The 24,906-nt window shown below is 37.1% G+C and carries 18 protein-coding genes and 1 riboswitch; of the genes, 14 read left to right on the top strand and 4 right to left on the bottom strand.

The window, feature by feature from the left end:
- Positions 1-6: 6 nt before the first annotated feature.
- The 5 genes from bshC to pckA all read left to right on the top strand — a co-directional run bounded on the left by bshC (position 7) and on the right by pckA (position 7,209).
- The gene (gene bshC, locus ODR02_RS04195; RefSeq protein WP_309511695.1) at positions 7-1,593 is read left to right on the top strand and encodes a bacillithiol biosynthesis cysteine-adding enzyme BshC; all 1,587 of its coding nucleotides are present in this window, start codon (positions 7-9) and stop codon (positions 1,591-1,593) included.
- A 38-nt stretch (positions 1,594-1,631) separates the two neighbouring features.
- Positions 1,632-3,602 (top strand): LysM peptidoglycan-binding domain-containing protein, encoded by a 1,971-nt coding sequence (locus tag ODR02_RS04190; RefSeq protein WP_309511694.1) that lies wholly within the window; start codon positions 1,632-1,634, stop codon positions 3,600-3,602.
- Positions 3,603-3,672: 70 nt separating this feature from the next.
- Positions 3,673-4,548, top strand: coding sequence for an ACP S-malonyltransferase (gene fabD / locus ODR02_RS04185; protein ID WP_209786217.1), 876 nt, complete (start codon positions 3,673-3,675; stop codon positions 4,546-4,548).
- A gap of 11 nt (positions 4,549-4,559) precedes the next feature.
- Positions 4,560-5,465, top strand: coding sequence for a GYDIA family GHMP kinase (locus ODR02_RS04180; protein WP_309511693.1), 906 nt, complete (start codon positions 4,560-4,562; stop codon positions 5,463-5,465).
- Positions 5,466-5,592: 127 nt separating this feature from the next.
- Positions 5,593-7,209: a phosphoenolpyruvate carboxykinase (ATP) gene (pckA, locus tag ODR02_RS04175; protein WP_309511692.1), complete on the top strand. Its 1,617-nt coding sequence runs from the start codon at positions 5,593-5,595 to the stop codon at positions 7,207-7,209.
- Between the two features lie 54 nt (positions 7,210-7,263).
- Here pckA and ODR02_RS04170 read toward each other — a convergent pair whose 3' ends face one another.
- Together ODR02_RS04170 and ODR02_RS04165 are read right to left on the bottom strand one after the other, a co-directional pair.
- A complete protein-coding gene (locus tag ODR02_RS04170) occupies positions 7,264-7,701 on the bottom strand; it encodes a hypothetical protein (RefSeq protein ID WP_209786215.1) in 438 nt (145 codons plus the stop codon).
- Positions 7,702-7,772: 71 nt separating this feature from the next.
- Positions 7,773-8,180, bottom strand: a complete 408-nt coding sequence (locus tag ODR02_RS04165) for a type II 3-dehydroquinate dehydratase (RefSeq protein WP_180565022.1) — start codon at positions 8,178-8,180, stop codon at positions 7,773-7,775.
- 245 nt (positions 8,181-8,425) lie between these two features.
- Positions 8,426-8,524, top strand: a riboswitch (SAM riboswitch).
- Between the two features lie 83 nt (positions 8,525-8,607).
- On the opposite strand from ODR02_RS04165, the gene ODR02_RS04160 reads away from it, so the two are divergent.
- Together ODR02_RS04160 and ODR02_RS04155 are read left to right on the top strand one after the other, a co-directional pair.
- Complete coding sequence (locus ODR02_RS04160; protein ID WP_309511691.1) at positions 8,608-11,541, top strand: SusC/RagA family TonB-linked outer membrane protein; 2,934 nt, start codon at positions 8,608-8,610, stop codon at positions 11,539-11,541.
- An 18-nt stretch (positions 11,542-11,559) separates the two neighbouring features.
- Positions 11,560-13,053 (top strand): RagB/SusD family nutrient uptake outer membrane protein, encoded by a 1,494-nt coding sequence (locus ODR02_RS04155; protein WP_309511690.1) that lies wholly within the window; start codon positions 11,560-11,562, stop codon positions 13,051-13,053.
- Positions 13,054-13,247: 194 nt separating this feature from the next.
- Here the strand turns inward: ODR02_RS04155 and ODR02_RS04150 are convergent, their stop codons facing one another.
- Positions 13,248-13,655: a hypothetical protein gene (locus ODR02_RS04150; RefSeq protein WP_309511689.1), complete on the bottom strand. Its 408-nt coding sequence runs from the start codon at positions 13,653-13,655 to the stop codon at positions 13,248-13,250.
- Between the two features lie 10 nt (positions 13,656-13,665).
- Positions 13,666-14,139: a hypothetical protein gene (locus ODR02_RS04145; RefSeq protein WP_309511688.1), complete on the bottom strand. Its 474-nt coding sequence runs from the start codon at positions 14,137-14,139 to the stop codon at positions 13,666-13,668.
- Positions 14,140-14,295: 156 nt separating this feature from the next.
- Between ODR02_RS04145 and ODR02_RS04140 the strand changes: the two genes are divergently transcribed.
- The 7 genes from ODR02_RS04140 (at position 14,296) to ODR02_RS04110 (ending at position 24,832) form a co-directional block, all read left to right on the top strand.
- Positions 14,296-14,619 (top strand): DUF6660 family protein, encoded by a 324-nt coding sequence (locus ODR02_RS04140; protein ID WP_079240189.1) that lies wholly within the window; start codon positions 14,296-14,298, stop codon positions 14,617-14,619.
- A 146-nt stretch (positions 14,620-14,765) separates the two neighbouring features.
- On the top strand, positions 14,766-19,127 hold the full coding sequence (locus ODR02_RS04135) for a CusA/CzcA family heavy metal efflux RND transporter (protein WP_309511687.1): 4,362 nt from the start codon (positions 14,766-14,768) through the stop codon (positions 19,125-19,127).
- Between the two features lie 82 nt (positions 19,128-19,209).
- Positions 19,210-20,439, top strand: a complete 1,230-nt coding sequence (locus ODR02_RS04130; RefSeq protein WP_309511686.1) for an efflux RND transporter periplasmic adaptor subunit — start codon at positions 19,210-19,212, stop codon at positions 20,437-20,439.
- Between the two features lie 133 nt (positions 20,440-20,572).
- On the top strand, positions 20,573-21,454 hold the full coding sequence (locus tag ODR02_RS04125; protein WP_309511685.1) for a bestrophin family protein: 882 nt from the start codon (positions 20,573-20,575) through the stop codon (positions 21,452-21,454).
- A gap of 16 nt (positions 21,455-21,470) precedes the next feature.
- Positions 21,471-22,367 carry a cation diffusion facilitator family transporter gene (locus ODR02_RS04120; protein ID WP_309511684.1) on the top strand — a complete coding sequence of 299 codons (897 nt, stop codon included), beginning with the start codon at positions 21,471-21,473 and terminating at the stop codon, positions 22,365-22,367.
- Positions 22,368-22,384: 17 nt separating this feature from the next.
- On the top strand, positions 22,385-22,804 hold the full coding sequence (locus ODR02_RS04115; protein ID WP_209786206.1) for a Fur family transcriptional regulator: 420 nt from the start codon (positions 22,385-22,387) through the stop codon (positions 22,802-22,804).
- A gap of 45 nt (positions 22,805-22,849) precedes the next feature.
- On the top strand, positions 22,850-24,832 hold the full coding sequence (locus ODR02_RS04110; RefSeq protein WP_309511683.1) for a heavy metal translocating P-type ATPase: 1,983 nt from the start codon (positions 22,850-22,852) through the stop codon (positions 24,830-24,832).
- Positions 24,833-24,906: the final 74 nt, after the last annotated feature.

Here is a 24,906-nt window from a genome sequence, read left to right as displayed (position 1 = left end):
TACAGGTTGAAAACAATTAATAAAATATCATTTAACGATATAGAAAGCATTCCTCAGTTGGTAAAAGATTTTTTAAATCAAAAAATTGAGGGTTTTGAAAATAATACATTTTCCCTGGATCATTTCAGGCAGCAGATTCATCTGAAAAAAGATTCTTTCACAGCAGAGAAAAGGAGCATTTTATCAGATGTGTTCGAAGGCCAGCTTGCAAGCCTTTCCCTTTCTTCAAAGCAAAGAGAAAATATTGAGAATACTAAGCTGCCCAATACGTTCACCATTACAACAGGACATCAGCTGAATTTATTTTCAGGGCCTGTGTTCTTTGTGTATAAAATTCTTCAGACCATCAAGACATGCAGTTATCTGAAAGAGAACTTTCCGGATTTTAATTTCGTTCCGGTGTATTGGATGGCTTCAGAGGATCATGACTTTGCTGAGATCAATCATTTTAAAACCGAAAATAATTATTACGAAACCAACGAGAAATCCGGAGGTCCGGTAGGTCGAATTGAAATCAGTGATACCTATTTTATTTCGGAATTTGAAAAAGAATTTAAAGATTCTATTTTCGGAACAGAGCTGATCTTAATGATGAAAGAAGCTTACAAAACAGGAAATACCTTAACGGAAGCTATTAAGATTCTTGTTAACCGTCTTTTTTCAGAATTCGGGCTTTTGATTGTAGATGGAGATTCTAAGGATCTTAAAGAGCAGATGAAGGCAATTTTTAAAGATGAACTTCTGAACTTCAGCTTACAAAAAACAGCTAAAGATAAAGTAGATTTTCTGACAGAGAAATATGGAAAGGTTCAGGTGAATCCTCGTGAAATTAACCTTTTCTACCTTTCTGATACCAGAGACAGAATTGAATATAACGGACAGAACTATATCATTGTAGATAAAGCAATTCAGTTTACAGAAGAGGAGATCCTGGCTGAATTGGAAAATCATCCTGAAAAATTCAGTCCCAATGCATTAATGCGCCCGATGTACCAGGAAAATGTATTGCCAAACCTGGCTTATATCGGTGGAAATGCCGAAATCATGTACTGGCTGGAACTGAAAGACTATTTCTCAAAAATTACGATTCCTTTCCCTATTCTGATTCCAAGAAACTCTATGCTTTTCCTGAAGGAGAAAATAATAGGGAAAATTGAGAAACTGGATCTTAAAATAGACGACTTTTTCCAGAACTTCACGGTACTTACCAATCAGAAGATTTTAAAAGATAACCCTATTTTGCAGCTGCTGGAAGAAAAAGAAGAATGGCTGATCCGTAATTTTTCGGAGTTGAAAAGAGCTGCTGAAACTACTGAAAGATCTTTTGGAAATATGGTGAAGGCAGAAGAGGTACGGCAATTAAAATCATTTAAAAGAATGAAAAAACGCCTGCTTCATGCTGAGAAAATAAAACAGAATGAATTGCTGGAAAGACTTGAAAATCTGTTTTTAGATGTTCATCCTGCTAAAACATGGCAGGAAAGAGTATATAACTTTAGTGTATTCTTTTCAGATTATGGATATTCATGGCTTGAAAATTGTTTGGAAGAAATGGTGGTTGATGATTCCAAATTAATAATTGTTGCCATTTAATTTTAAAGAAGTATTTTTGTAAATTATAATTATCGAATATGATAAAGAGGTTTTTTATTCTATCCAGTTTATGTATGGTTTTGGGAGTTTCAGCCCAGAAATCACATACGGTTGTGCAAGGTGATAATCCTTACAACATTGCCAAAAAGTATGGAATGACTGTAGATGAATTGCTGAAGCTAAACCCAAAACATAAAGATGGCAAATTGGCCATCGGAGATGTTTTAACAATAAAATCAGATAAAGCAGCCACTCCGGCTGTGACAAAAACAGCTCCAACAGAAAAAGTAACTTCAACTACAAGTGCTTCTTCTCTAGGTAAAATTGTTTTACTGCCAAAGCAAACCATCTATGGTATTACAAAACAATACAGAATTTCCGAAACTGATTTAAGAAAATTGAATCCTGAGCTGGATTCTCACATGAAAATCGGAGATGAGATTACTTTACCTCTTGCAAGCATAAAAAAATATGGCGGAGAGCAACAGGCTGTAACAGGAGAAAGACATGCTGAACCTGCCGTAGAAAAAAACATAACCACCATTACACCTACAACTGTTACCACTGCTGTAGAAGGAGAGTCTTATGTGATTCAGTCTAAAGATAATTATTACAGAATTACAAAACAGTTTGGCATCAGCCAGCAGGATCTTTTTGCTTTAAATCCAGGATTGGAAGAAAAAGGACTTAAGCCTGGGGATACCATCAAAATAAAAACATCCACTGCAAATAATACCAACACCGACACGCCTACTGAACCTTCAAATCCAAAAGCAAAAATGGATTCCGGGAACGAAAAATCAACAGCTGCTTCCAATGTTGTAGCAGGTGATGATTATGTTACCTATACGGTTCAGCAGGGAGATACAGTATTTTCTATCGTTAATAAATTCGGTGTTTCCATAGATGAACTTATTGCTCTGAACCCAGACCTTTCACATGGCTTGAAAACCGGAATGGTTCTAAGAATCAAGAAGCAGGATGCTGCTTATGTGAAGAAAAACGGTGATGCTTTAAGTGTTATCCTAATGCTTCCTTTCGGGTACAGTACAAATGAAACCCAATACAGAGCAATGGCTCTTGACTTTTTGACTGGTGCTAAACTTGCCATCGAAAGAAATGCAAGAGGTGGACAAAAACTGGATATTAAAGTAGTAGACTCAGGAAATGAAGCTTCATTTAAAAATTCTTTGACGCAGATTAATCCGGATAATACAGATCTTATTATCGGTCCATTCTTCAAATCCAATGTAATTGATGTTCTTGATTTTACAAAAAATCAGAAAATCCCGGTAGTAGCGCCATTTGCCAATACTCCGGAACTCTATAACTACAGCAATCTTATTATCGTAGAAACGAACAATCAGACTTATGCTGACAAGATTGTGGAAGAAGTTAAAGGTACCTATTCAGATCAAAAAATATATATCGTGGCAGATTCTAAAAAAGAAAATGCCAACTACATCAAAGCAGGACTTGAAAAAGCGGTGAAAAATCCTAATATCATTATTGTGAATTCTCCGGCAGATATTCAGCCTGACCAGAATATGATGACAGGACAATCTGCTCCGGTTATTGCTATTTTAGCGAATGATGATAATGCGGCAGGAGATGCTTTTGCCAGCAGAATAATCGCCGTTTCTAAAGAAGTACAGGGAGTAAAAGCCTTCAGTATGTTCTATTCTCCTGTTTTTGAAAAGAAAGTAGATGAGCTGAGCCAGGCAAGTCTGGTATATCTGATGGATAGAAAGATTAATACTGACGGTAATTTTGAAAAAGAAATTCTGGCTGCCTATAAAAGCAAATACTGCAAAACTCCACCAAAATATGCTATCGTAGGTTTTGATGTTGTCAACGACATGTTAACCAGAGAAAATAAAAAAGGAGAGATATTTAAACAGATGAATAAAGTTCAGACTCAGCTTGCTACAAAATTTGAGTTTGTAAAATCTAAAGCTAATGGTGCTTATGTAAATACTGGTTATAGAGTAATCAGGTTAGTACCTTAAATGATTTATAACTGTTTAAAAGAATATTGTTAACATTATAGTTATATTTGCATAATATTTAATTCAATACATGAAAGCACTTGTATTTCCAGGGCAGGGTTCTCAGTTCGTAGGAATGGGAAAAGAATTGTATGATTCTAGAAAAGATATTAAAGATCTGATGGAATCTGCCAATGAAATTTTAGGTTTCGACATTCTTTCCATGATGTTCAGCGGAACGGATGAGGATCTTAAGAAAACAGAGGTTACCCAGCCTTCAATATTTATACATTCAGTAGCCGCATTAAAAGCCGTAAATGGTCTTGGCGCTGAAATGGTAGCAGGACACTCTTTAGGAGAGTTTTCGGCTTTAGTTGCCAACGGAGTTTTATCTTTTGATGACGGTTTGAAATTAGTTTCTGAAAGAGCAAAAGCTATGCAGGAAGCTTGTGATGCAAATCCAAGTTCTATGGCAGCGATCTTAGGATTAGAGGATGCTAAGGTTGAAGAGATTTGTGCACAGATCAGCGGAATTGTTGTTCCTGCAAATTATAACTGTCCGGGACAATTGGTAATCTCAGGAGAAACACTTGCTGTAGAAGAAGCTTGCGTAAAGCTGAAAGAAGCAGGAGCTAAAAGAGCATTACTGTTACCGGTAAACGGAGCTTTCCACTCACCATTAATGCAGCCTGCACAGGAAAGACTGGCAGCAGCTATTGAAAAAACAAAATTCAGAAAAGCAACCATTCCTGTATACCAGAATATCACTACAACAGCGGTAACAAATCCTGATGAGATCAAACAAAATCTGATCGCTCAGCTTACCGGTCCTGTAAAATGGACACAATCTGTTCAGAACATGATTAAAGACGGTGCCTCTAATTTCGTAGAAGTAGGACCGGGAAAAACCCTTCAGGGATTGATCAAGAAAATTGACGGATCCGTAGAATCTGCTTCTGCAATCTAATTCAAAAATATATGAACGCGATATTTTCACCGGGCAAGCTTATGCTTACTTCAGAATATTTCGCAATCGATGGAGCTCTTGTCTTAGCGGTACCTACCAAGCTGGGACAAGAGTTTTTTTTTGAAGAAACAGATGATAAAAAATCTCTGATTATTTGGGAGGCTTATCATCAGAATACATTATGGTTGAAAGCTGTTATTGATTATAAAACATGGCAGATCTTAGAAACCAACATTCCATCAAGCGCTGAATTTATTACCAAAACCTTAAAAAATGTTCAGCAGCTTTCTCATCAGAAATTCAAGACTGATCTTACCTATCATTTAAAAACAAACCTTCAGTTTCCACCAGACTATGGACTTGGGAGCAGTTCTACCCTGATGAATAATCTTTCAGAATGGGCCGGAATAGACCCGTTTTATCTTAATGCAATAAGTTTAGGAGGCAGTGGATACGATATTGCGGTGGCGAAAGAAAAGGCTGCCGTTCTTTTCCAAAGTAAACCTGAAATAAAATATGAAAAGGTTAATTTCAATCCTTCTTTTAAAAATGAATTGATTTTTATTCACTTAAATCAGAAACAGGATAGCAGAGAAGGAATCAATTTTTACAAGTCAAAAAAGAAGTCTCCGGAATTGGTTAATGAATTTTCTGATCTTACAAAAAAAATATTGTTATGTAATGAATTGGAAAATTTTTCTGAATTAATGATGATTCATGAACATAAAATCGCTAATTTTCTTGAAATTTCCACAGTTAAAGAGAAGCTATTCTCAGATTGCCCTTCTTTTGTCAAAAGTTTAGGGGCATGGGGCGGAGATTTTGTAATGAGTGCCAAATTTGGGGACTATAAGAACTATTTTTGGGAGAAAGGTTTTCCTTCGGTTTTTGAATGGGAAAATATAATTGATTTGTAATCAGTCGATTACAATCCTGTTTTTTTATTTGCCATTCTGACTTATATCAGTATATTTAAACCACCTTTAACAAATAATTAATATTATTTTTGTTGAAGTCAATAAAGAAATAGAAAATATAAGTAAAATGAAAAACACTAAAATCATCCAGGATTTAGAGAAATTGGGGATTAAAGGAAACTATGAAGTAGTGTATAATCCTTCTTATGAAGAATTATACCAGGCTGAAGTTTCTTCTGAAAATCAGGGATTTGAGAAAGCTGAACTTACGGAATCTGGCGCGGTGTCAGTAAAAACAGGAATTTTCACAGGTCGTTCACCTAAAGACAGATATATTGTTCAGGATGATGTTACAAGAGATACAATTTTCTGGGATGGTAAAGTAAACTTACCTACTACTGCAGAAATTTTCGGTTCTTGTAAGGAACTAGTGCTGAACCAGCTTGCTGAATCTAAAAAGATCTATGTAGTAGATACATTCTGCGGAACGAATGCAGATACGAGACTTAAAGTAAGATTTATCGTTGAAGTAGCATGGCAGGCGCATTTTGTTACTAATATGTTTATCCGCCCTTCTCACTATGAGCTTGAAAACTTTGGAGAACCTGATTTCACAGTAATCAACGGTTCTAAAACAATAAACCCTAACTGGGAAGCTCAAGGATTGAATTCTGAAAACTTCATCATGTTCAACCTTACTGAAAAACTACAGATCATCGGAGGTACATGGTACGGAGGTGAAATGAAAAAAGGGATGTTCGCAATGATGAACTATTACCTTCCATTAAAAGGTATGGCTTCAATGCACTGTTCTGCTAACGTAGGAGAAAAAGGTGATGTAGCTTTATTCTTTGGTCTTTCAGGAACAGGAAAAACGACTCTGTCTGCAGATCCGAAAAGATATCTTATTGGTGATGACGAGCATGGTTGGGATAACAACGGAGTATTTAACTATGAAGGTGGATGCTACGCTAAAGTTATCGACTTATCTGAAGAAAAAGAACCGGATATCTTTGCTGCCATCAAAAGAGATGCACTTCTTGAAAACGTTGTTGTGAACAATGGAGTAGCAGATTATACAGACGGATCAATCACTGAGAATACAAGAGTTTCTTATCCAATTTATCATATCAACAAAATTGTATTGCCTTCTAAAGCAGGTCATGCTAAGAAGATTGTTTATCTTTCAGCAGATGCATTCGGAGTACTTCCTCCGGTTTCCATCTTGAATGAAGATCAGGCTCAATACCACTTCCTTTGCGGTTATACATCAAAACTAGCTGGAACAGAAAGAGGAATTACAGAACCTCAACCATCTTTCTCACCTGCATTTGGTGAAGCATTCCTTACATTACACCCAACAATGTATTCTAAAACATTGATCGGTAAAATGCAGGAGCACGGAGCTAAAGCTTATTTGGTAAATACAGGTTGGAATGGTACAGGAAAGAGAATTTCTCTGAAAGATACAAGAGCAATCATTGATGCAATCATTGACGGATCTATCGATAACGCTCCTAAAACTCAGGTTCCAATCATGAATCTTGAGATTCCTACTGAATTGCCAAACGTTTCTACAGGTATTTTAGATCCTAGAGATACATATGAAAGTGCTTCAGAATGGGAAGAAAAAGCAAAAGATCTTGCTTCAAGATATATCAAAAACTTTGAACAGTATTGTGATACTGAAGAAGGTAACAAATTAGTTGCTTCAGGACCTCAGTTACAGGAACAAACTATCTAATTAATAGTTATCTATAACATAAGGAAAAGCCTCATCATTGATGAGGCTTTTTTATTAATATTTTTGACAGTTTTCAATCAATTCATCCTGTTCATCAAGTTTTAAGACTGTTGATTTGATTGATTCTTCAGTTAAATGTTTTATGATCATAAAATGTTTTGAAGAAAAGTAAGATTCTTCGTCCAATATCTTATCTAAATACTTTGGATTAGTGAAAGTTATCCAGTATTTTGCTTTGTTGGAAAAGGTAATAGTTACTTCTATGGCATCAGATTCAATATTTTCTATTGGATCATCTATATTAATAGAAATGATTTCCGGTTCATTGTTTAAAGTAAAATAAAAATCAGAATACCATCTCAGTCTTCCTTCGTCATTCCAGATTCTTATATTTTCATCATTTATTTCTTCAACGATATAAGATTCTCTCTTCGTTAATTGCCCGGAATATATGCCAATGCTTTTACAGTAAATCTTATCCTTTATCTTCATAAATTATTCTCTTTGTATACATAATTATCTGTGAGAATCTGTGCTATCTGTGGGAAAATATAGACTGAAAATTACTTCAGGCTCAATAAAGCCAATCTATACCCATCCATTCCAAAGCCGGATAAAACAGCATCTGTATTCGCTGCCGTTACAGATTTCTGGCGGAATTCTTCTCTTTTGTATATATTGCTGATATGTACTTCTACTTTTGGCTTGCGGATATTCTTTAAACAATCAGCGATAGCATAAGAATAATGGGTAAATGCTCCCGGGTTAATCACCACTGCATCAAAATCATCCTCCTGAAGTCTGTTGATAAGCTCACCCTCAATATTAGACTGATAGTATTGTATTTCATGAGACTGAAACTCGGATTTTAAATTTTCCAAATAACTTTCCATGGAAACATTTCCATAAATTTCCGGTTCCCGGGTGCCCAAAAGGTTGAGATTAGGCCCATTTATAATCAAAACTTTCATACTATAAAATTAAAAAGTTTTTTCAATTAATAGTACAAAAATTAAGGTGTCCTCAAATATTTGTTCCATTGAATTATTAATAATGATATTTATCATGTTTGAATAAATGATAACGGCTACAACTCCTTATTGTAATGAGTTTTATTAAAATTTTATGTTAATTATTAAAAATTTATCATGAAAAATAAATAAGTCTACTTGTTTTGTAGACTAAAAGTTTTTAGCTTTGCAAACATATTTCGATCGGCTTATAAAGAAAGATGGAGGGAACTGACCCCGTGAAGTCTTAACAACCTACCCATTGGGCAAGGTGTTACGTTCAGCCTTTTAAGGAAAAATAAGCATTTGGTTTATCGTATTTATCGATGCCCTTTGCTGACTTTTCTGCAAAGGGTTAAATTTTAATATATGATAAATAAAATTGATTATGATTAGTAAAACTTTATTTAATTCTAAAGCTTGGATACCTCCGGTTGCTGTTTTTTTTCTGGGAATTACCAGTGTAAATGCACAGAATTCCAAGCCGAAAAAAGATAGCCTTCATGAAAAAGAGATTGATGAAGTAGTAGTGGTAGCTTACGGAAAAGCGAAAAGAAACAGCTATACCGGTTCCGTAGCTACAATTTCCAGTGATAAAATCAATAACAGACCTGTAACGAATATTACGAAAGCATTAGAAGGACAGGTTGCAGGGATTCAGACTACCAGTGCATCAGGCCAGCCAGGTGCTGTTTCCACTATCCGAATCAGAGGAATTGGTTCAATAAGTGCTTCCAGTGATCCGTTATATGTAGTGGACGGAATTCCTTTTGATGGAAATCTAAACTCAATCAGTCCCAGCGATATCGAATCTATAAGTGTTCTGAAAGATGCTACAGCAAGTGCTTTGTATGGTTCAAGAGGAGCAAATGGGATCATCATCATTACTACAAAATCAGGTAAAAAAGGGGAAGCAAAAGTTAATTTTAATATCAGTCAGGGATTCTCCGGAAGAGCCGTTAAAGACTATGAACAGGTAAATACAGATCAGTATTTTCAACTGTACTGGGAAGCATTGAGAAATGGATATCAATCCGGGAAAGTTTCTTCTCAGCAGGCCGCTCAGATGGCAACAGACAACCTTGTTTCTTCACTGGGGATTAATCCATATGGGACAGCTTATCCAAAGCCTGTAGGTACAGATGGAAAACTATTACCTGGTGCATCACCACTTTGGAATGATGACTGGAGAGATATCTTGCAGAGAGTGGCTTCAAGAAATCAGGTGGATCTTGATATCAGCGGAGGAAGTGAGAAAAGTAATTATTTCTTCTCTCTGGGGTATCTGGATGATAAAGGAATGGCAATTGAATCAGGATATAAAAGATATAATACCCGATTGAAAATCAATTCTGAAGTAAAAAAATGGCTGAATGTTGGGGTGAACTTAAGTTATACAAACAGTATTCAGCAGGCGCCTACTTCTTCGGATTCCAAGGCCAGTAACATCATCAATGCGGCAAGATTTATTCCTTCATTCTATCCTTATTATGAAAGAAATGCTGACGGAACTTATATTTTGGATGCTGATGGAAACCCGGTTTATGATTTTGGAAAATACAGACCCACAAATGCGCTTCAGAATCAAAATGCCGCAGCAACCTTACCATTAGATAAAAACGAAAATAAAGAGGACAACTTTTCAGGGAAAGGATTCATGGAATTTACTTTCTTGCCGGAGCTAAAATTCAAGACGAGTTTCTCTGTGGATTTGGTGAATTATAACGGACATTATTATTCAAATCCATTATTGGGGCAAGGCGCTGAGATTGGAGGATCGGTGACGAAAACCAATACCAGAACGCTTTCTTATACAACCAGTAATATTCTGACGTATGATAAAAAGTTTGGAAAACACCATGTCAATGCATTAGCGGGGCACGAATTCTATAAATATGATTATCAGACAATTTCCGGAACAAGAAGTCAGTTCTCACTACCTTACTATTATGAGCCGGATGCCGCTTCTTTACTGGGAAGTTTCAGCGGAAACAGTAATAAATTGAGTTTATTGAGTTTCCTTGGAAAAGTAGAGTATGATTACAACAATACCTATTTCTTATCTGCATCAGGAAGGGCAGACAGCTCTTCGAGATTTGCAAAAGATAACAGATGGGGAAGATTCTGGTCAGTAGGAGGTTCATGGAAAATTTCAAACGAAGAATTTGTCAAAAGTCTGAATGTCTTCAATCAATTGACATTGCGTGCCAGCTACGGAGGACAAGGAAATGATAAATTACTTAGACCTAACGGGCAGCCGCTTTATTATGCTTATCAGGAGTTGTACAGATTTATCAGCCTTGGCGGAGAACCGGGAACAACACTGGAAAAAACGTCTACCAATAATGTAAAGTGGGAAACGAACCTTAATTTAAATGTAGGATTGGAGTTCGCGATTCTGAATAACAGGGTTAAAGGAAATATCGAATACTTCAAAAGAAAAAGCCAGGATCTTCTGTTTAATATGCCGGTTGCGCCGTCGTTGGGAATCAGTGATTATCCGGCGAATATCGGAACCATTCAGAATACAGGATTTGAATTTTCATTATTCACAACACCCATTAAGAATGATAATTTCCAATGGAATGTAGATGTGAATCTGAGTACTTTAAACAATAAGGTAACGAAATTACCCGGAGGTTCTCTTGTAGTAGGAACTAAGCTGTTGACAGTAGGAGGTTCGGTATACGACTTCTTTATTCCGGAATGGGCTGGAGTTGATCCAAGCAATGGAAAGCCTTTGTGGAAAACGGTTACTACCGATGCCAGCGGAAATTCAGTAGAAGGAACGACTTCGGAATATTCAAAAGCCACAAAGTTGTTACAGGGTTCAGCCTTGCCTAAACTGACAGGAGGAATCAGTACCAGTATCACCTATAAGAATTTTGATTTTTCAGGATTACTGACATTCAAAATCGGAGGAAAAATTCTAGATACTGATTATACTTCCATCATGCATAACGGAAGTGCCGGAGGACGTGCATGGAGCGCTGAAATGGTAAACAGATGGACTCCGGAAAATCCTTATACAGATGTTCCTGGATTGAGTACAACAACGAATAACTGGACCTCAACATCTTCAAGATTCCTTTACTCCGGAACGTATGCAAGACTTAAAAATGTAAGCTTAGGATATACTCTTCCTGAGGATTATTTTGAGAAAATAGGACTTAAGAAATTCAGAATTTATATCCAGGCAGAAAATCTTCTGACCTTCTATAAACATAAAGGAATGGATCCTGAACAGGCTTTGGACGGAACAACATATTACAGATATCCGGCAATGAGAACAATTACATTTGGTCTTCAGGCAACTCTTTAACCTTTTAAAATTGAAACAATGAAAAAATTAAAATATCTATCATTTGCGCTCATCGGATTTTTGTCACTGTCAAGCTGTGAAAGTGAGCTAGATACAGCTCCGACTGATCAGGCCAACAGCGTAGAAGTTTTCAAAACAGCTGAAAGTGCAGAAACTGTAGTAAATGGTACGTGGGCAAAATTTAATAACGACGGAACAACGTATGCCAATATCGGGTATTCCACAGTTTTAAGAGCCAGTGATGCGATGGGAAGTGATGTGGCTGTATTGACTAATAAATATGGTTTTGCTTCAACCTATGCATTTACTGAAATGGTAAACAGTACAGCAAGCAGACCTTTATTTATCTGGACGATGTTGTATTCTACCATTAATAATATGAATAATGTGATCACAAGAATTGATGGAACGGAAGGCAGCCAGGAGAAAAAGAATCAGGTGAAAGGTCAGGCAAAAGCATTACGTGCTTTCTGTTACCTGAATCTGGCAAGCTTTTATCAGTTCAGCTACCTGAAAGATAAGTCGGCCTTGACAGCTCCAATTTATACTGAGCCATCCACAACAACTACAGTAGGGAAGAAGAGGGCAAGTCTTGAAGAGATTTATACTTTGATTAAAAGTGATCTTACTGATGCAGATAACCTGTTGAAAACTTATACGAGAAATAACAAGGATAAAATCAACCGTGCCGTAGTGAACGGTCTTTTGGCAAGAACTTACCTGAATACCGGTGAGTGGAGCAAAGCTTCAGCATCTGCAAAAATTGCAAGAGAAGGTTTTCCACTGATGGCTCCGGAAAAATACAAAGATGGATTTAATGATATCAACAATGCAGAATGGATTTGGGGACACGGACAGACGCAGGAACAGTCTGACGCAAGTTATGCTTTCCATTATCTGGATGTATCTTCATCAGGAAGTTATTATTACAGCTTTATGGCGGATCCTTACTTTAAAGATCTTTTTGATGGCAATGATATCAGATCCCAATTATTTTCATGGGACGGGCAGAAAGGAAGAGAAGGATTGCTGAGGTATGCTAAGTTTAAATTTAAACCAACCCTTATTGCAGATATTGTGTACATGAGAGCTGCAGAAATGTATCTTATTGAAGCTGAAGCTGAAGCCAGAACTGGAAATGTCTCTCAGGCAGTAGCTGTTCTGAATCAGTTGAAATCGGCCAGAAATGCCAATATTTATAATGGTTCATTATCACAGAATGAGGTTGTAGCAGCAGTCTTGATTGAAAGAAGAAAAGAATTGTTTGGAGAGGGTTTCTCCCTTTCAGATATTATCAGAACGCAAGGAACGGTGGTAAGAAAACCGTTTGTAGATGTTGATGGTAAACCGATAAAAGTTCAGATTACTACACCAGAAGGAGCAGTGAAAACTGTAGATGGTAGAGGGCATTCTGTTCTTGATTTCCCGGATAAATCTGCTTTTGTACCGAATAGCAATTATTATTTATTCAGTATTCCACAGAGAGAAGCTGAAAATAACCCGAATTTATAAGGAACATACTTATAATTAGATTGATTTTTTGGCCACTGCTTTTGCGGTGGCTTTTTTATTTTAAAATAAAAGATAGTTTAAGTATAAATAATAAAAACTACTCTTACTAAAGAGTGGTTTATGTTTTTTAATAGAATGGAGATTTTATTCATTTAAAAGTTAAGTTTATCTATCTGTTATTAAGGGGGTATTATTTATTTTTTTAATAACCAGTGGTTGGTAATAGCTGGTTTCCATCCTTTGATTTTTCCTATTTTAACAGAGTCTTCTTTTGAAAAAATATAACAATCAAAATACATAATGCTGTCACCTTTTATAATATAGCATTGATTACTATTTGAGAGTTTCCGGAAATAAAATTGCTTTTTAATACTATTCAAAACAAAATCTGAATTTCTAATACTGATTCCATCATCTTTGGAATAAGTATGTATATTTAAATATAGGGGCCCACCTTTTATTCGAGAAATATCATATATCTTTCCTTTCATTTCCATAGGAAAATAATCGGATTTCATTTCATCAGTGAATGAGGTTGAATTATTATAAATTATAATACTAATAAACAATAATACGAAAACTAAGTATTTGATATTCTTCATTATATTCGGATTAATCCATATGTTTTTCTGATCTGTAATACACCAAAGAATCAAAAGTCTTTAAGAACTTTTTAAATTTTTCACTTTTTATACGATCAAAATTTTCCTTTTCCCCAATGAAGAACCGATACTGTACAGATAAGAGCCTTTTGTTGGTTTTGATTTTAATCTTATGCGGTAGGTAAATGGAATGTACCCTTTCCCCAATTTTTGTAGTGTTGTCAATCAGGTAGAGCTGATGCTTCTCAAAACTTTCTTTTAAAATAATCCAATCCCGCTCTGTAAGTTTGAATCGGAGGGTATCTGAAGTGTCCGGTTCGGTATATAATAGGGTATTATAAATATCCGTGCCTTTAAGAGTTGACAGGTTTCTGCTTTCTGTTTCAATGGAAATGTCTTTGGCCAATACTTCTTTTTGTTCACAGGATGATATGATGAAGCAAAGACAAGCTGTGAAAAATATTTTTGATGTGAACAGACTCATTCAGATTAATAGAGGTATTGGAACTAGTGGTTTTGTGAAATACAAAGCTAACAAATAATAATTGGAATGGTATTTTATTAGTTTTGATAAGAATAATAATCTATAAAACAACCAAAGCTTTTACCCATTTTAGAAAAAATCTCTACCTTTGTAACAATGAACCTCTTAAGATGGATACTTGCATTTTACTTCATGGCGTTATCATTGATGCCATGTGAAGACACGTCCCATCCGTTGAATTCAGGAGATAATAAGATCTCATTAAGTATTCATGGCGTTCATTCTACAGAAAAAGGAGATATCTGTTCTCCACTGTGTGCATGCAGTTGTTGCCAGATGACAGTTTCAGCATTTAAAATGGATCCTTTATTGGAGATTCCTGAGCAGATTCCTGCTTACTTTTCGAAGAAGATCTTATTTCACAAAAACGACTTTGCTTACCAAATTTACGACCCTATCTGGCAGCCTCCTAAAATTTAATTTTTATTGACTTTTAGAAAGTTATGCTTTCTAATATTTAACTGTGCTTGAAACTTTGCAATACCATTGCAGAGGTTTTCAGGATATTTTTGCTGCAGTATTTTATGCTGTGTGCATTCATTTTCAATAAAAATTACCTAAAAATCGTGTTAGATAAAATCATAAAATTCAGTATTAAAAATAAGGTGATCATTGGGTTGATGACCCTGGTACTGATCATCTGGGGAACGTGGAGTGCCACCAGATTGCCAATAGATGCTGTGCCGGATATCACCAACAATCAGGTGCAGATCATTACCGTATGTCCTACACTGGCGGGACAGGAAGTAGAACAGCTGGTTACCTTTCCCATTGAGCAAAGCATTGCCAATGTTCCCGATATTCAGGAGACAAGAAGTATTTCAAGATTCGGGCTCTCTGTGATTACAGTGGTGTTCAAAGAAAATGTAGATGTGTATTTTGCGAGACAGCTCATTAATGAACAGCTGAAAAATGCAGTGGAAGAAATTCCAAAAGGAGTAGGAACTCCTGAGCTGGCCCCTGTAAGTACAGGTCTTGGAGAAGTATATCAGTATATTCTTCACCCTAAAAAAGGAAGCGAAAAGAAATACAATGCCAAAGAACTCCGAACCATGCAGGACTGGATCGTTCGAAGACAGCTGAACGGAACACCAGGTGTTGCAGAAATCAACAGTTTTGGAGGAGAATTAAAACAATATGAAGTGGCTATTGATCCCAATCGTTTAAAAGCAATGGGAACAAGTATTACTGAAATATTTACAGCGCTTGAAAAAAACAATCAGAATACAGGAGGAGCTTATATTGATAAAAAGCCCAATGCTTATTTTATCCGTGGGATAGGGTTAGTAACCTCCCTTGAAGACATCAAAAACATAGCAGTTAAAAATGAAACAGGAAGCGTTCCGATCTTTATCAAAGACGTTGCTGATGTTCGTTTAGGAAGTGCCGTTCGTTACGGTGCATTAACCTATGACGGAAAAGTAGATGCCGTAGGTGGAGTAGTGATGATGCTGAAAGGAGCGAACAGTAATGAAGTCGTAAACAATATCAAAGCAAAAATTCCTACCATTCAGAAATCTCTTCCCAATGATGTTATTATAGAACCATTTCTGGATAGGACAGATCTTGTAGACAGAGCCATCAATACCGTACAAAAAAACCTTGTTGAAGGAGCACTGATCGTTATTTTCGTACTTGTAATTTTCCTTGGAAATCTTAGAGCAGGGCTTATCGTGGCTTCTGCTATTCCGCTTTCCTTATTGTTTGCGCTGGGAATGATGAATGTTTTTGGAGTAAGTGCCAACCTAATGAGCCTTGGGGCAATAGATTTCGGATTGATTGTAGATGGTGCGGTAATTATTGTAGAAGCCACCTTGCATCATTTAGGAGTAAGGAAATCTGCCCGTGCATTAACGCAGTCTGAGATGGATGAAGAAGTATTTCTTTCTGCATCAAAGATCAGAAGCAGTGCAGCCTTCGGGGAAATCATTATTCTTATCGTATACATCCCGATTCTTACTTTGGCTGGTGTGGAAGGGAAAATGTTTACTCCAATGGCAAAAACAGTAGGATTTGCCATTTTAGGAGCTTTAATTTTATCTCTGACTTACATTCCAATGATGAGCGCCCTGTTTTTATCTAAGAAAATATCTCACAAAGAAACGTTCTCTGATAAAATGATGAATAGCCTGCAAAAGATTTATCAGCCATTATTGCAAAAATCAATAAAAGTAAAATATGCAATTGTTTCAGCAACGGCTGTAGTCTTTCTTATCTCTGCGTTTATTTTTAAAAATATGGGTGGTGAGTTTATTCCTCAGCTGCAGGAAGGAGATTATGCATTTCACTGTATTTTACCGCAGGGAAGTTCATTGAGCCAGAGTATAGAAACCTCCATGCAGGCATCAAGAATTATCAAACAGTTTGATGAGGTGAAAATGGTAGTCGGAAAAACCGGTTCTGCTGAGGTTCCTACAGACCCGATGCCGCCTGAAGCAACCGATATGATTGTGGTATTGAAAGCACAAAGCGAATGGAAAACCAAGAAATCTTACGACGAACTGGCAGATGAGATCAGTGAGAAACTGGAAACGATTCCGGGTGTATTCTTTGAGAAAAACCAGCCTATCCAGATGCGTTTCAATGAATTGATGACAGGGATCAGACAGGATGTTGCTGTAAAGATTTTCGGAGAGAATCTTGATTCATTAGCCGTGTATGCAGATAAGGTGGGAAAAATTATTCAGACAGTAGATGGGGCTACAGCGCCTCAGATTGAAAGAGTGAGTGGCCTTCCGCAGATTAATGTTCAATATGACAGAACAAGAATCGCCAATTATGGATTGAATATCGAAGATGTCAATAATGCCGTAAGTACAGCCTTTGCAGGAAAAGCTGCCGGACAGGTTTTTGAAAACGAAAGACGTTTTGATCTCGTAGTCCGTCTGGATAGTCTTCACAGAACAGATATTTCGGATGTAAATAACCTGATGATCACCTCCAGCACCGGAGCACAGATTCCATTGTCACAGGTGGCTAACATCAGTTATAAATTAGGTCCGGCACAGATCAGCCGTGAACAAGGAAAACGTAGAATAGTTATCGGATTTAATGTAAAAGACCGTGATGTGGAAAGTGTGGTGAAAGATATTCAGGCAAAACTGGATAAAGTGAAACTGCCTTCCGGATATTACTTTACCTATGGTGGACAGTTTGAAAACCTGCAGGAAGCAAGCAAACGCCTGATGATCGCTGTTCCGGTCTCATTGCTTCTTATTTTTATGCTGTTGTATTTTACTTTCCGCTCATTCAAACAGGCTGCATTGATTTTTACCGCGATTCCTATGAGTGCTATTGGTGGAGTATTTGCCCTTTTAATAAGAGATATGCCATTCAGTATCAGTGCAGGGATTGGATTTATTGCCCTTTTTGGAGTGGCAGTACTGAACGGAATTGTTTTGATCGGAACATTCAACCAGTTAGAAAAAGAAGGTGAAACAGATATTTTGAAAAGAGTATTTGAAGGAACAAAAACCAGATTAAGACCTGTATTAATGACCGCTACAGTGGCTTCATTAGGATTTTTACCGATGGCTATTTCCACCGGAGCCGGAGCAGAAGTACAGAAACCTCTTGCCACAGTGGTGATTGGTGGTCTGGTGACGGCTACATTCCTTACGCTATTTGTTTTGCCGATGCTGTATATCATTTTTAACACAAAAATTTTGAAAAGAAAAAATAATAATCCGGGAACATTTACAGTAGTTCTGGTATTAGGATTCATGATGCTGGGACAAACTTTTAAAGCGCAGTCCAGACCGGTTTCTGTAGAACAGGCGGTAGAACAGGCAGTTAATAATAATTTAACCTTACAGTCAAAAGACTTAAGCATTAAGTCTGCTGAAGCATTAAGGGCAACTGCGAAAGAGCTTCCTAAATTAAGCTTTGAAGCTCAGCTGGGACAATACAACAGTCCAAAGTTTGACCAGTCGTTTGCGATTTCACAGAGCATTCCTTTTCCTACCCTTTTTAAAGCAAGAAAAGATGTAATTACTGAGAATATTAAAAGCAAGCAGATTGATAAAGAAATCACAGCGAATGAACTGATAAAACAGGTTCGTACCTATTATTATCAGATTGAATATCTTCAGTATAATAAAGCCCAGCTGACCAGTCTGGATAAATATTATGAGGAATTCATCAGAATTGCAACCGTAAGATTCAAGGCGGGTGATATCAAAAAGATTGAAATCAGTACAGCGGAAACTCAGAAAGGAGAAATTGATCTGCTGCTCAGACAAAATGAAGTCTTTCTGAATAATGCCTATAAGAATTTAAAGACTTTGATGAACACATCAGAAGATCTTGAAGTTCCGTTTAATAAAGATTATGTTCCTCTAAAAGCAGAAAATGTACTAGACAGTGCCGTGGTGGCCAACAATCCGTCTGTAAGAGCTTTTTACCAGGAAATGGAAATTGCTGAGAAAAATAAGAAAGTAGAAAAATCTCTTGGACTGCCAGATTTCAGCTTAGGATATACCAATCAATCTTTGATAGGCCTTCATACCATCAACGGACAGGAAAATTTTTATAACTCGGGAAAACGTTTTCAGTCGGCAACCGTAGGAGTAGCAATTCCTTTGACCTTTGGAGCAACGAAAGCAAGAATTCAGGCATTGGAATATGACAGACAGGTTGCGGAAACCAATGCCAAAATGCAGAAGAAACAACTTGCTGCTCAATTAGAAAACGCTTTTAGTCAGTACCAGCAGGATATTCAGCAGTATGATTATTATACAAGCCAGGCACTACCCAATGCTGAGAAAATTGTAAAGGCTGCCCAGTTAGGATATAAAACAGGGGAAATTTCCTATGTGGAATATCTTTTTGCCCTGCAAACGGCTACCAATATTCAGTTAAAATATCTGGAATCTATCCAGCAGGTGAATCAATCTGTTGTAATCATCAATTCAATCATTAATAAATAATATGAAAGCGCTGTTATCAAAATTTTCTGCCAGACCCATGAAAACGATGGCATACGGCATCAGACAAAATACATTTTTACTTATGAAACTCAAATATAATATCATTCCTTTTATCCTGATTTCACTATTGCTAACAAGTTGTGGAAAAAAAGAAGCTGCAGAAGAAAAAGCTCCTGAAAAAACAGAACAGAAAGAGGCGGCACATGAAGAAGCTCCACAAACGATAGCTTCACTCACGGAAGATCAGATGAAGTCTGTAGGAGTAGCTTTGGGAGCCGTAGAAATGAAAGAGCTTACGTCCACCATCAAAGCAAATGGATTGCTGAGTGTTCCCAACAGTAATAAAGCAACCATCACTTCCCTGTATGGAGGGATCATCAAGACCATCAATATTCAGGTAGGAAGTATTGTGAAAAAAGGACAGGTGATTGCTACCATTGCCAATCCGGAATACATTCAGCTTCAGGAAGATTATCTGACTACCAACAGCAGGATAACGTATGCCGAACAGGAATACAGAAGACAACGAGAACTTTTTGATAATGATGCCGGAGCCAAGAAAAACCTTCAAAGTGCTGATGCTGAACTGAAAACATTAAGAACAAAAAGAGCTTCCCTGTTAAAACAGCTACAGATGATGGGAATAAGCCCGGGGAAAGTAAATAATGGAAATATGCGATCAGGTTTGGTTATCACAGCACCTATCAGTGGTACGATCAGCAGTATCACAGCACAGATTGGAAGTTATGTAGATATTTCTTCTCCGGTTGCAACCGTAATTGATAACGGTTCCATTCATCTCGATCTTCAGGTGTTTGAAAAAGATCTTCCCAAAATGAGAGTCGGGCAGATTGTTCATTTTAAACTGACCAATAATCCGGAAACAGAATATGATGCCAGAATTTACAGCATAGGATCTTCTTTTGAAAATGAAAGCAAAACCATCTCTATGCATTGCGAAGTAATCGGAAATAAATCCGGACTGATTGATGGAATGAATATCACCGGAATTGTAAGCCTCGATAAAAGTACAACCCCTGCAGTTCCTACCGAAGCCATCGTAGAAGCAGATGGTAAATACTTTGTATTTGTTCAGACTGATAAAAAAGTAGAGGAAGAACATGATGAAAAAGGAAAACCTCATCCGAAAACTTTAAACTTTGAAAAAATAGAAGTGGTAAAAGGAACTTCTGATATGGGATATACGGCGATAACTGCGGTAGGAAATATTCCGGACAATGCAAAAATAGTAGTGAAAGGAGCATTTTTCGTGAATGCGAAACTTGTGAATTCCGGGGAACACGAGCATTAATGAAAGTAGCTGGAGCCAGTAAAATGTCGATTATTATCCTTAAATTAGAGCTGTTTACGGAATTTTTTATTGAATAAAAGCGGCAGGAAAAAGGTAAAGATTATCTACCCTAATTTTAATAAATAACCCGATTATGTTATTAAACAAAAAAATATCAGTCTGGTATTTCATCCGTGAAATAAAAAGCCAAATTCTGTTTATCGGAATATTCGCTGTAGCCATCGGTCTTTTGGATATGTTGCCATGGTTTCGTAAAATTTCACTGCCTTTGAATATTCCGGCATTGCTGGGAACGGCAGTGTCTTTACTGCTGGCTTTCCGTACTTCCCAGTCCTACGAAAGATGGTGGGAAGCCAGAACCGTTTGGGGAGCTATTGTGAATGATTCCCGGACTTTTGTAAGGTTAATCATCCAGTTTATGCCGGCGGGAGAAGATAAAACAGTAAAAGATTTTGCCGAAAGACAAATCATCTGGACTTACGGGCTGGGAGAAGCCCTCAGAAAATTGCCATTCTCTGAAAAAGTTCAGCAATATCTCGATCAGCATAAGATAAAAGCAGTGAATATTCCCAATGCTATTCTGGACGAACACTCCAGACAGCTTAAAGAAATTGCCGCTTCCAAAGGACTGACCGATTTTCAACAGATGCAGCTGAATGATATCATTACAAGACTTTGCGACAGTATGGGAAAATGTGAGAGGTTGAAGAATACGGTTTTTCCACGTTCTTATAGTGTTTTAGTCCATATTTTGATTTATGTTTTTGCAGCAATACTTCCGTTTGGACTTGATGATTCACAGCTGGCAGTTGAAATTGCGATTACTTTCCTGGTTCCGGTAACATTCATTGCGATTGAAAAAACATCAATCATCATGCAGGATCCCTTTGAAAATAGCCCTGTAGATACGCCAATGACTTCTCTGGCACAAACCATAGAGATTAATATCAGACAAATGATTGGTGAGCAGAATGTTCCACCCAAAAAAGAAAATACATCTTATTATGAAATGTAATTAAACCATACACAATATGGAAAACACACCAACACAAACCGTTTCTGCAGGAAGCAGACATAAAAAGAACCTTCTGATCGTTATTTGCCTTAGCGGGACCTATCTCATTGCTGAGGTGATAGGAGGAATTGTTACCAACAGTCTTGCGTTACTGGCAGATGCAGCGCATATGCTGACAGATGTGGTAGGATTGTTGCTGGCATTTATAGCCATCAAAATAGGAGAAAGAAAAGCAGATCCTTCCCGAACATATGGATATTATCGTACCGAAATATTGGCAGCTGTTATTAATGCGGTTGTTTTACTGGGAATTTCGATCTATGTTTTGTTTGAAGCTTACAAGCGGTTTCAAAATCCGCCGGAAGTACAAAGTAAATCAATGTTGATTGTAGCAGGAATCGGATTGATCGTTAATATTGTCGGAATGATGATTCTGAGAAAAGACTCGGAAGGCAGCTTAAATATGAAAGGCGCTTATTTTGAAGTCCTTTCAGATATGCTTACTTCAGTAGGAGTGATGATTGCAGGAGTAATTATGCTGACAACAGGCTGGTATTATGCCGATCCCCTGATCTCAGCCGCAATTGGATTGCTGATCTTCCCAAGAACATGGAGGCTGTTGAAAGAAGCCATTAATGTGTTGCTTGAAGGAACTCCTAAAGATGTGGATATTCATGAACTTCGTAAATCTCTGGAACAAACTCCGGGAGTGAAAAATATTCATGATCTGCACGTATGGTCATTAACATCAAGCGTAAATGCAATGAGTGCCCATGTGGTAAAAGAAGCGGCATATGCTCAGAATCAATTATTAAAAACATTGACAGACACTACTGTTAATAATTTTAAAATCAGTCATACCACTTTTCAGATAGAAGAGGAAGGCTATGAAGAAGATGAAGTACATCTGTAAAACTTTAAAAGCGTACAATGAAAAAAGATATAGAAGACAAACTCATTGATAAAAATACCAAACCCACAAGCATGAGGATTTTGGTCTATGATTTTTTAAGCTCTCAGGAAGCTGCTTTATCCCTTTCTGAAATAGAAAATCATTTTGAAAATGCTGACAGAATCACCATCTACAGAACATTGAAAACCTTTGAGGAAAAAGGAATTGTTCACAGCATTCAGGAAAATACCACCACAAAATACAAGTTATGTGAAGACGATTGTGATGAAAAAACACATAAAGACTGGCATCTCCATTTTTATTGTAAAATCTGCAAGCAGACAACCTGTAAAGAAGATATTTCCTTCCCTGAAAACATACAGACCAACTTCAGGATTGATGAAATAAGATTGTTTGCCAAAGGAATCTGCGAAAATTGTCTCGAAAGTTTGCAATAGCATTGCATCAGTCTCACCTTTAAATTTGTATAAAAATATTCAGTTATGGAAAAATGCTGTAGTACAACCCCGGAAAAACCAGATACAAAAGGACACAAACATAATCATGCAGAAGGAGACGGCCATGACCACGACGGCCATGATCATTCTCACGACTCCGGAGATCAGACAGTCTTTCAGATGTTTCTTCCCGCCATTATATCCTTTGTTATCTTATTATTGGGAATTGCCTTTGATAACTATATAAAACCTGCATGGTTTGCAGGCTGGGTGCGCCTGGTATGGTTTCTGGCAGCTTATATTCCTGTAGGATTTCCGGTATTGAAAGATGCTTATAAAAGTATTATCAAGGGAGATGTGTTTTCAGAATTCTTTTTGATGAGTATTGCAACGATTGGTGCTTTTGCCATCGGAGAATATCCTGAAGGCGTAGCGGTGATGCTGTTCTACGCAGTAGGAGAGGTATTCCAGTCTATGGCAGTTACCAGAGCCAAAGGAAATATAAAAGCCTTATTGGATCAGCGTCCTGATGAGGTCACCATTATAGAAAATAATCAGCCCAAAACGATAAAAGCAAAAGAAGCCAAAATCAGTGATGTTATCCAGCTGAAACCCGGTGAAAAACTGGCTCTCGATGGAGAACTGCTTTCTGATTCAGCTTCATTCAATACAGCAGCTTTAACAGGAGAAAGTAAACCCGATACCAAAAATAAAGGAGAAGCTGTTCTTGCAGGGATGATCAACATGAACAGTATTGCCTTAGTCAAAGTAAATACAGCCTATGAAGACAGTAAACTGAGTAAAATTCTTGAACTGGTTCAGAATGCAACAGCTCAAAAAGCCCCTACAGAACTATTCATCAGAAAATTTGCTAAAGTATATACACCTATCGTTGTATTTCTTGCTATTGGAATCTGCTTACTGCCTTATTTCTTCGTTAGTGATTATCAGTTCAGAGACTGGTTGTACAGAGCATTGATATTCCTTGTGATTTCTTGCCCTTGTGCCTTGGTGATTTCTATTCCATTGGGATATTTTGGAGGAATTGGTGCCGCAAGCCGAAATGGAATTTTATTCAAAGGAAGTAACTTCCTGGACAGTATTGCAGAAATTCAGAATGTAGTGATGGATAAAACCGGAACGATGACAGAAGGCGTATTCAAAGTTCAGGAAGTAAGTATGGCTTCTGAATTTAATAAAGAGGAAATCCTTCAGATGGTAAATGTTCTTGAGAGCAAAAGTACCCATCCCGTGGCAACAGCTATTCACAATTATGTAGGAGATATCAACCACAATATTCCATTAGAAAATGTAGAAGAAATTGCAGGACACGGACTCAAAGCAACGATTAACGGAAAAGAGCTTCTGGTAGGGAACTTTAAGCTGATGGATAAATTTAATATCAATTATGATCTTAACCATGCCAATATTGTGTACACGGTCATCGCAGTGGCTTATGATAAAAAGTTTGCAGGATATATCACCATTGCAGACAGCATAAAAGAAGATGCCAAAGAAACCGTAGACAATCTGCATAAGATGAATGTAAAAGCTACAATGCTGAGCGGTGATAAAAGTACCGTTGTGAAATATGTAGCAGATCAGTTGGGCATAGACAATGCATTCGGAGACCTTTTGCCTGAAGATAAAGTCAATAAGGTTAAAGAAATTAAAGCCAGAAAACAAACCGTAGCTTTCGTAGGAGACGGAGTGAATGATGCTCCTGTTGTTGCTTTAAGTGATGTGGGAATTGCAATGGGAGGATTAGGAAGTGATGCCACCATTGAAACGGCAGATGTAGTCATTCAGGATGACAAACCAAGCAAAATCCCAATGGCAATCAATATCGGAAAACAAACGAAAAAAATCGTTTGGCAGAATATAATTCTTGCTTTTGCCGTAAAAGCAGTGGTTTTAATTCTGGGTGCCGGTGGACTGGCTACTATGTGGGAAGCTGTTTTCGCCGATGTAGGAGTTGCCTTGCTGGCTATTTTAAATGCGGTAAGAATTCAAAGAATGAAATTTTAAAAAGCAAATAATAAACACAACTCAATTATATTCAATAAAAGCTCTGCTGATTTTCAGTAGAGCTTTTGTTTTAA

The organism is Chryseobacterium sp. CFS2, from assembly GCF_036543225.1.
Classification (GTDB): domain Bacteria; phylum Bacteroidota; class Bacteroidia; order Flavobacteriales; family Weeksellaceae; genus Chryseobacterium; species Chryseobacterium culicis_A.
The sequence above is the reverse complement of the archived record's forward strand: the minus strand, read 5'-3'. Positions and strand labels throughout refer to the sequence as shown.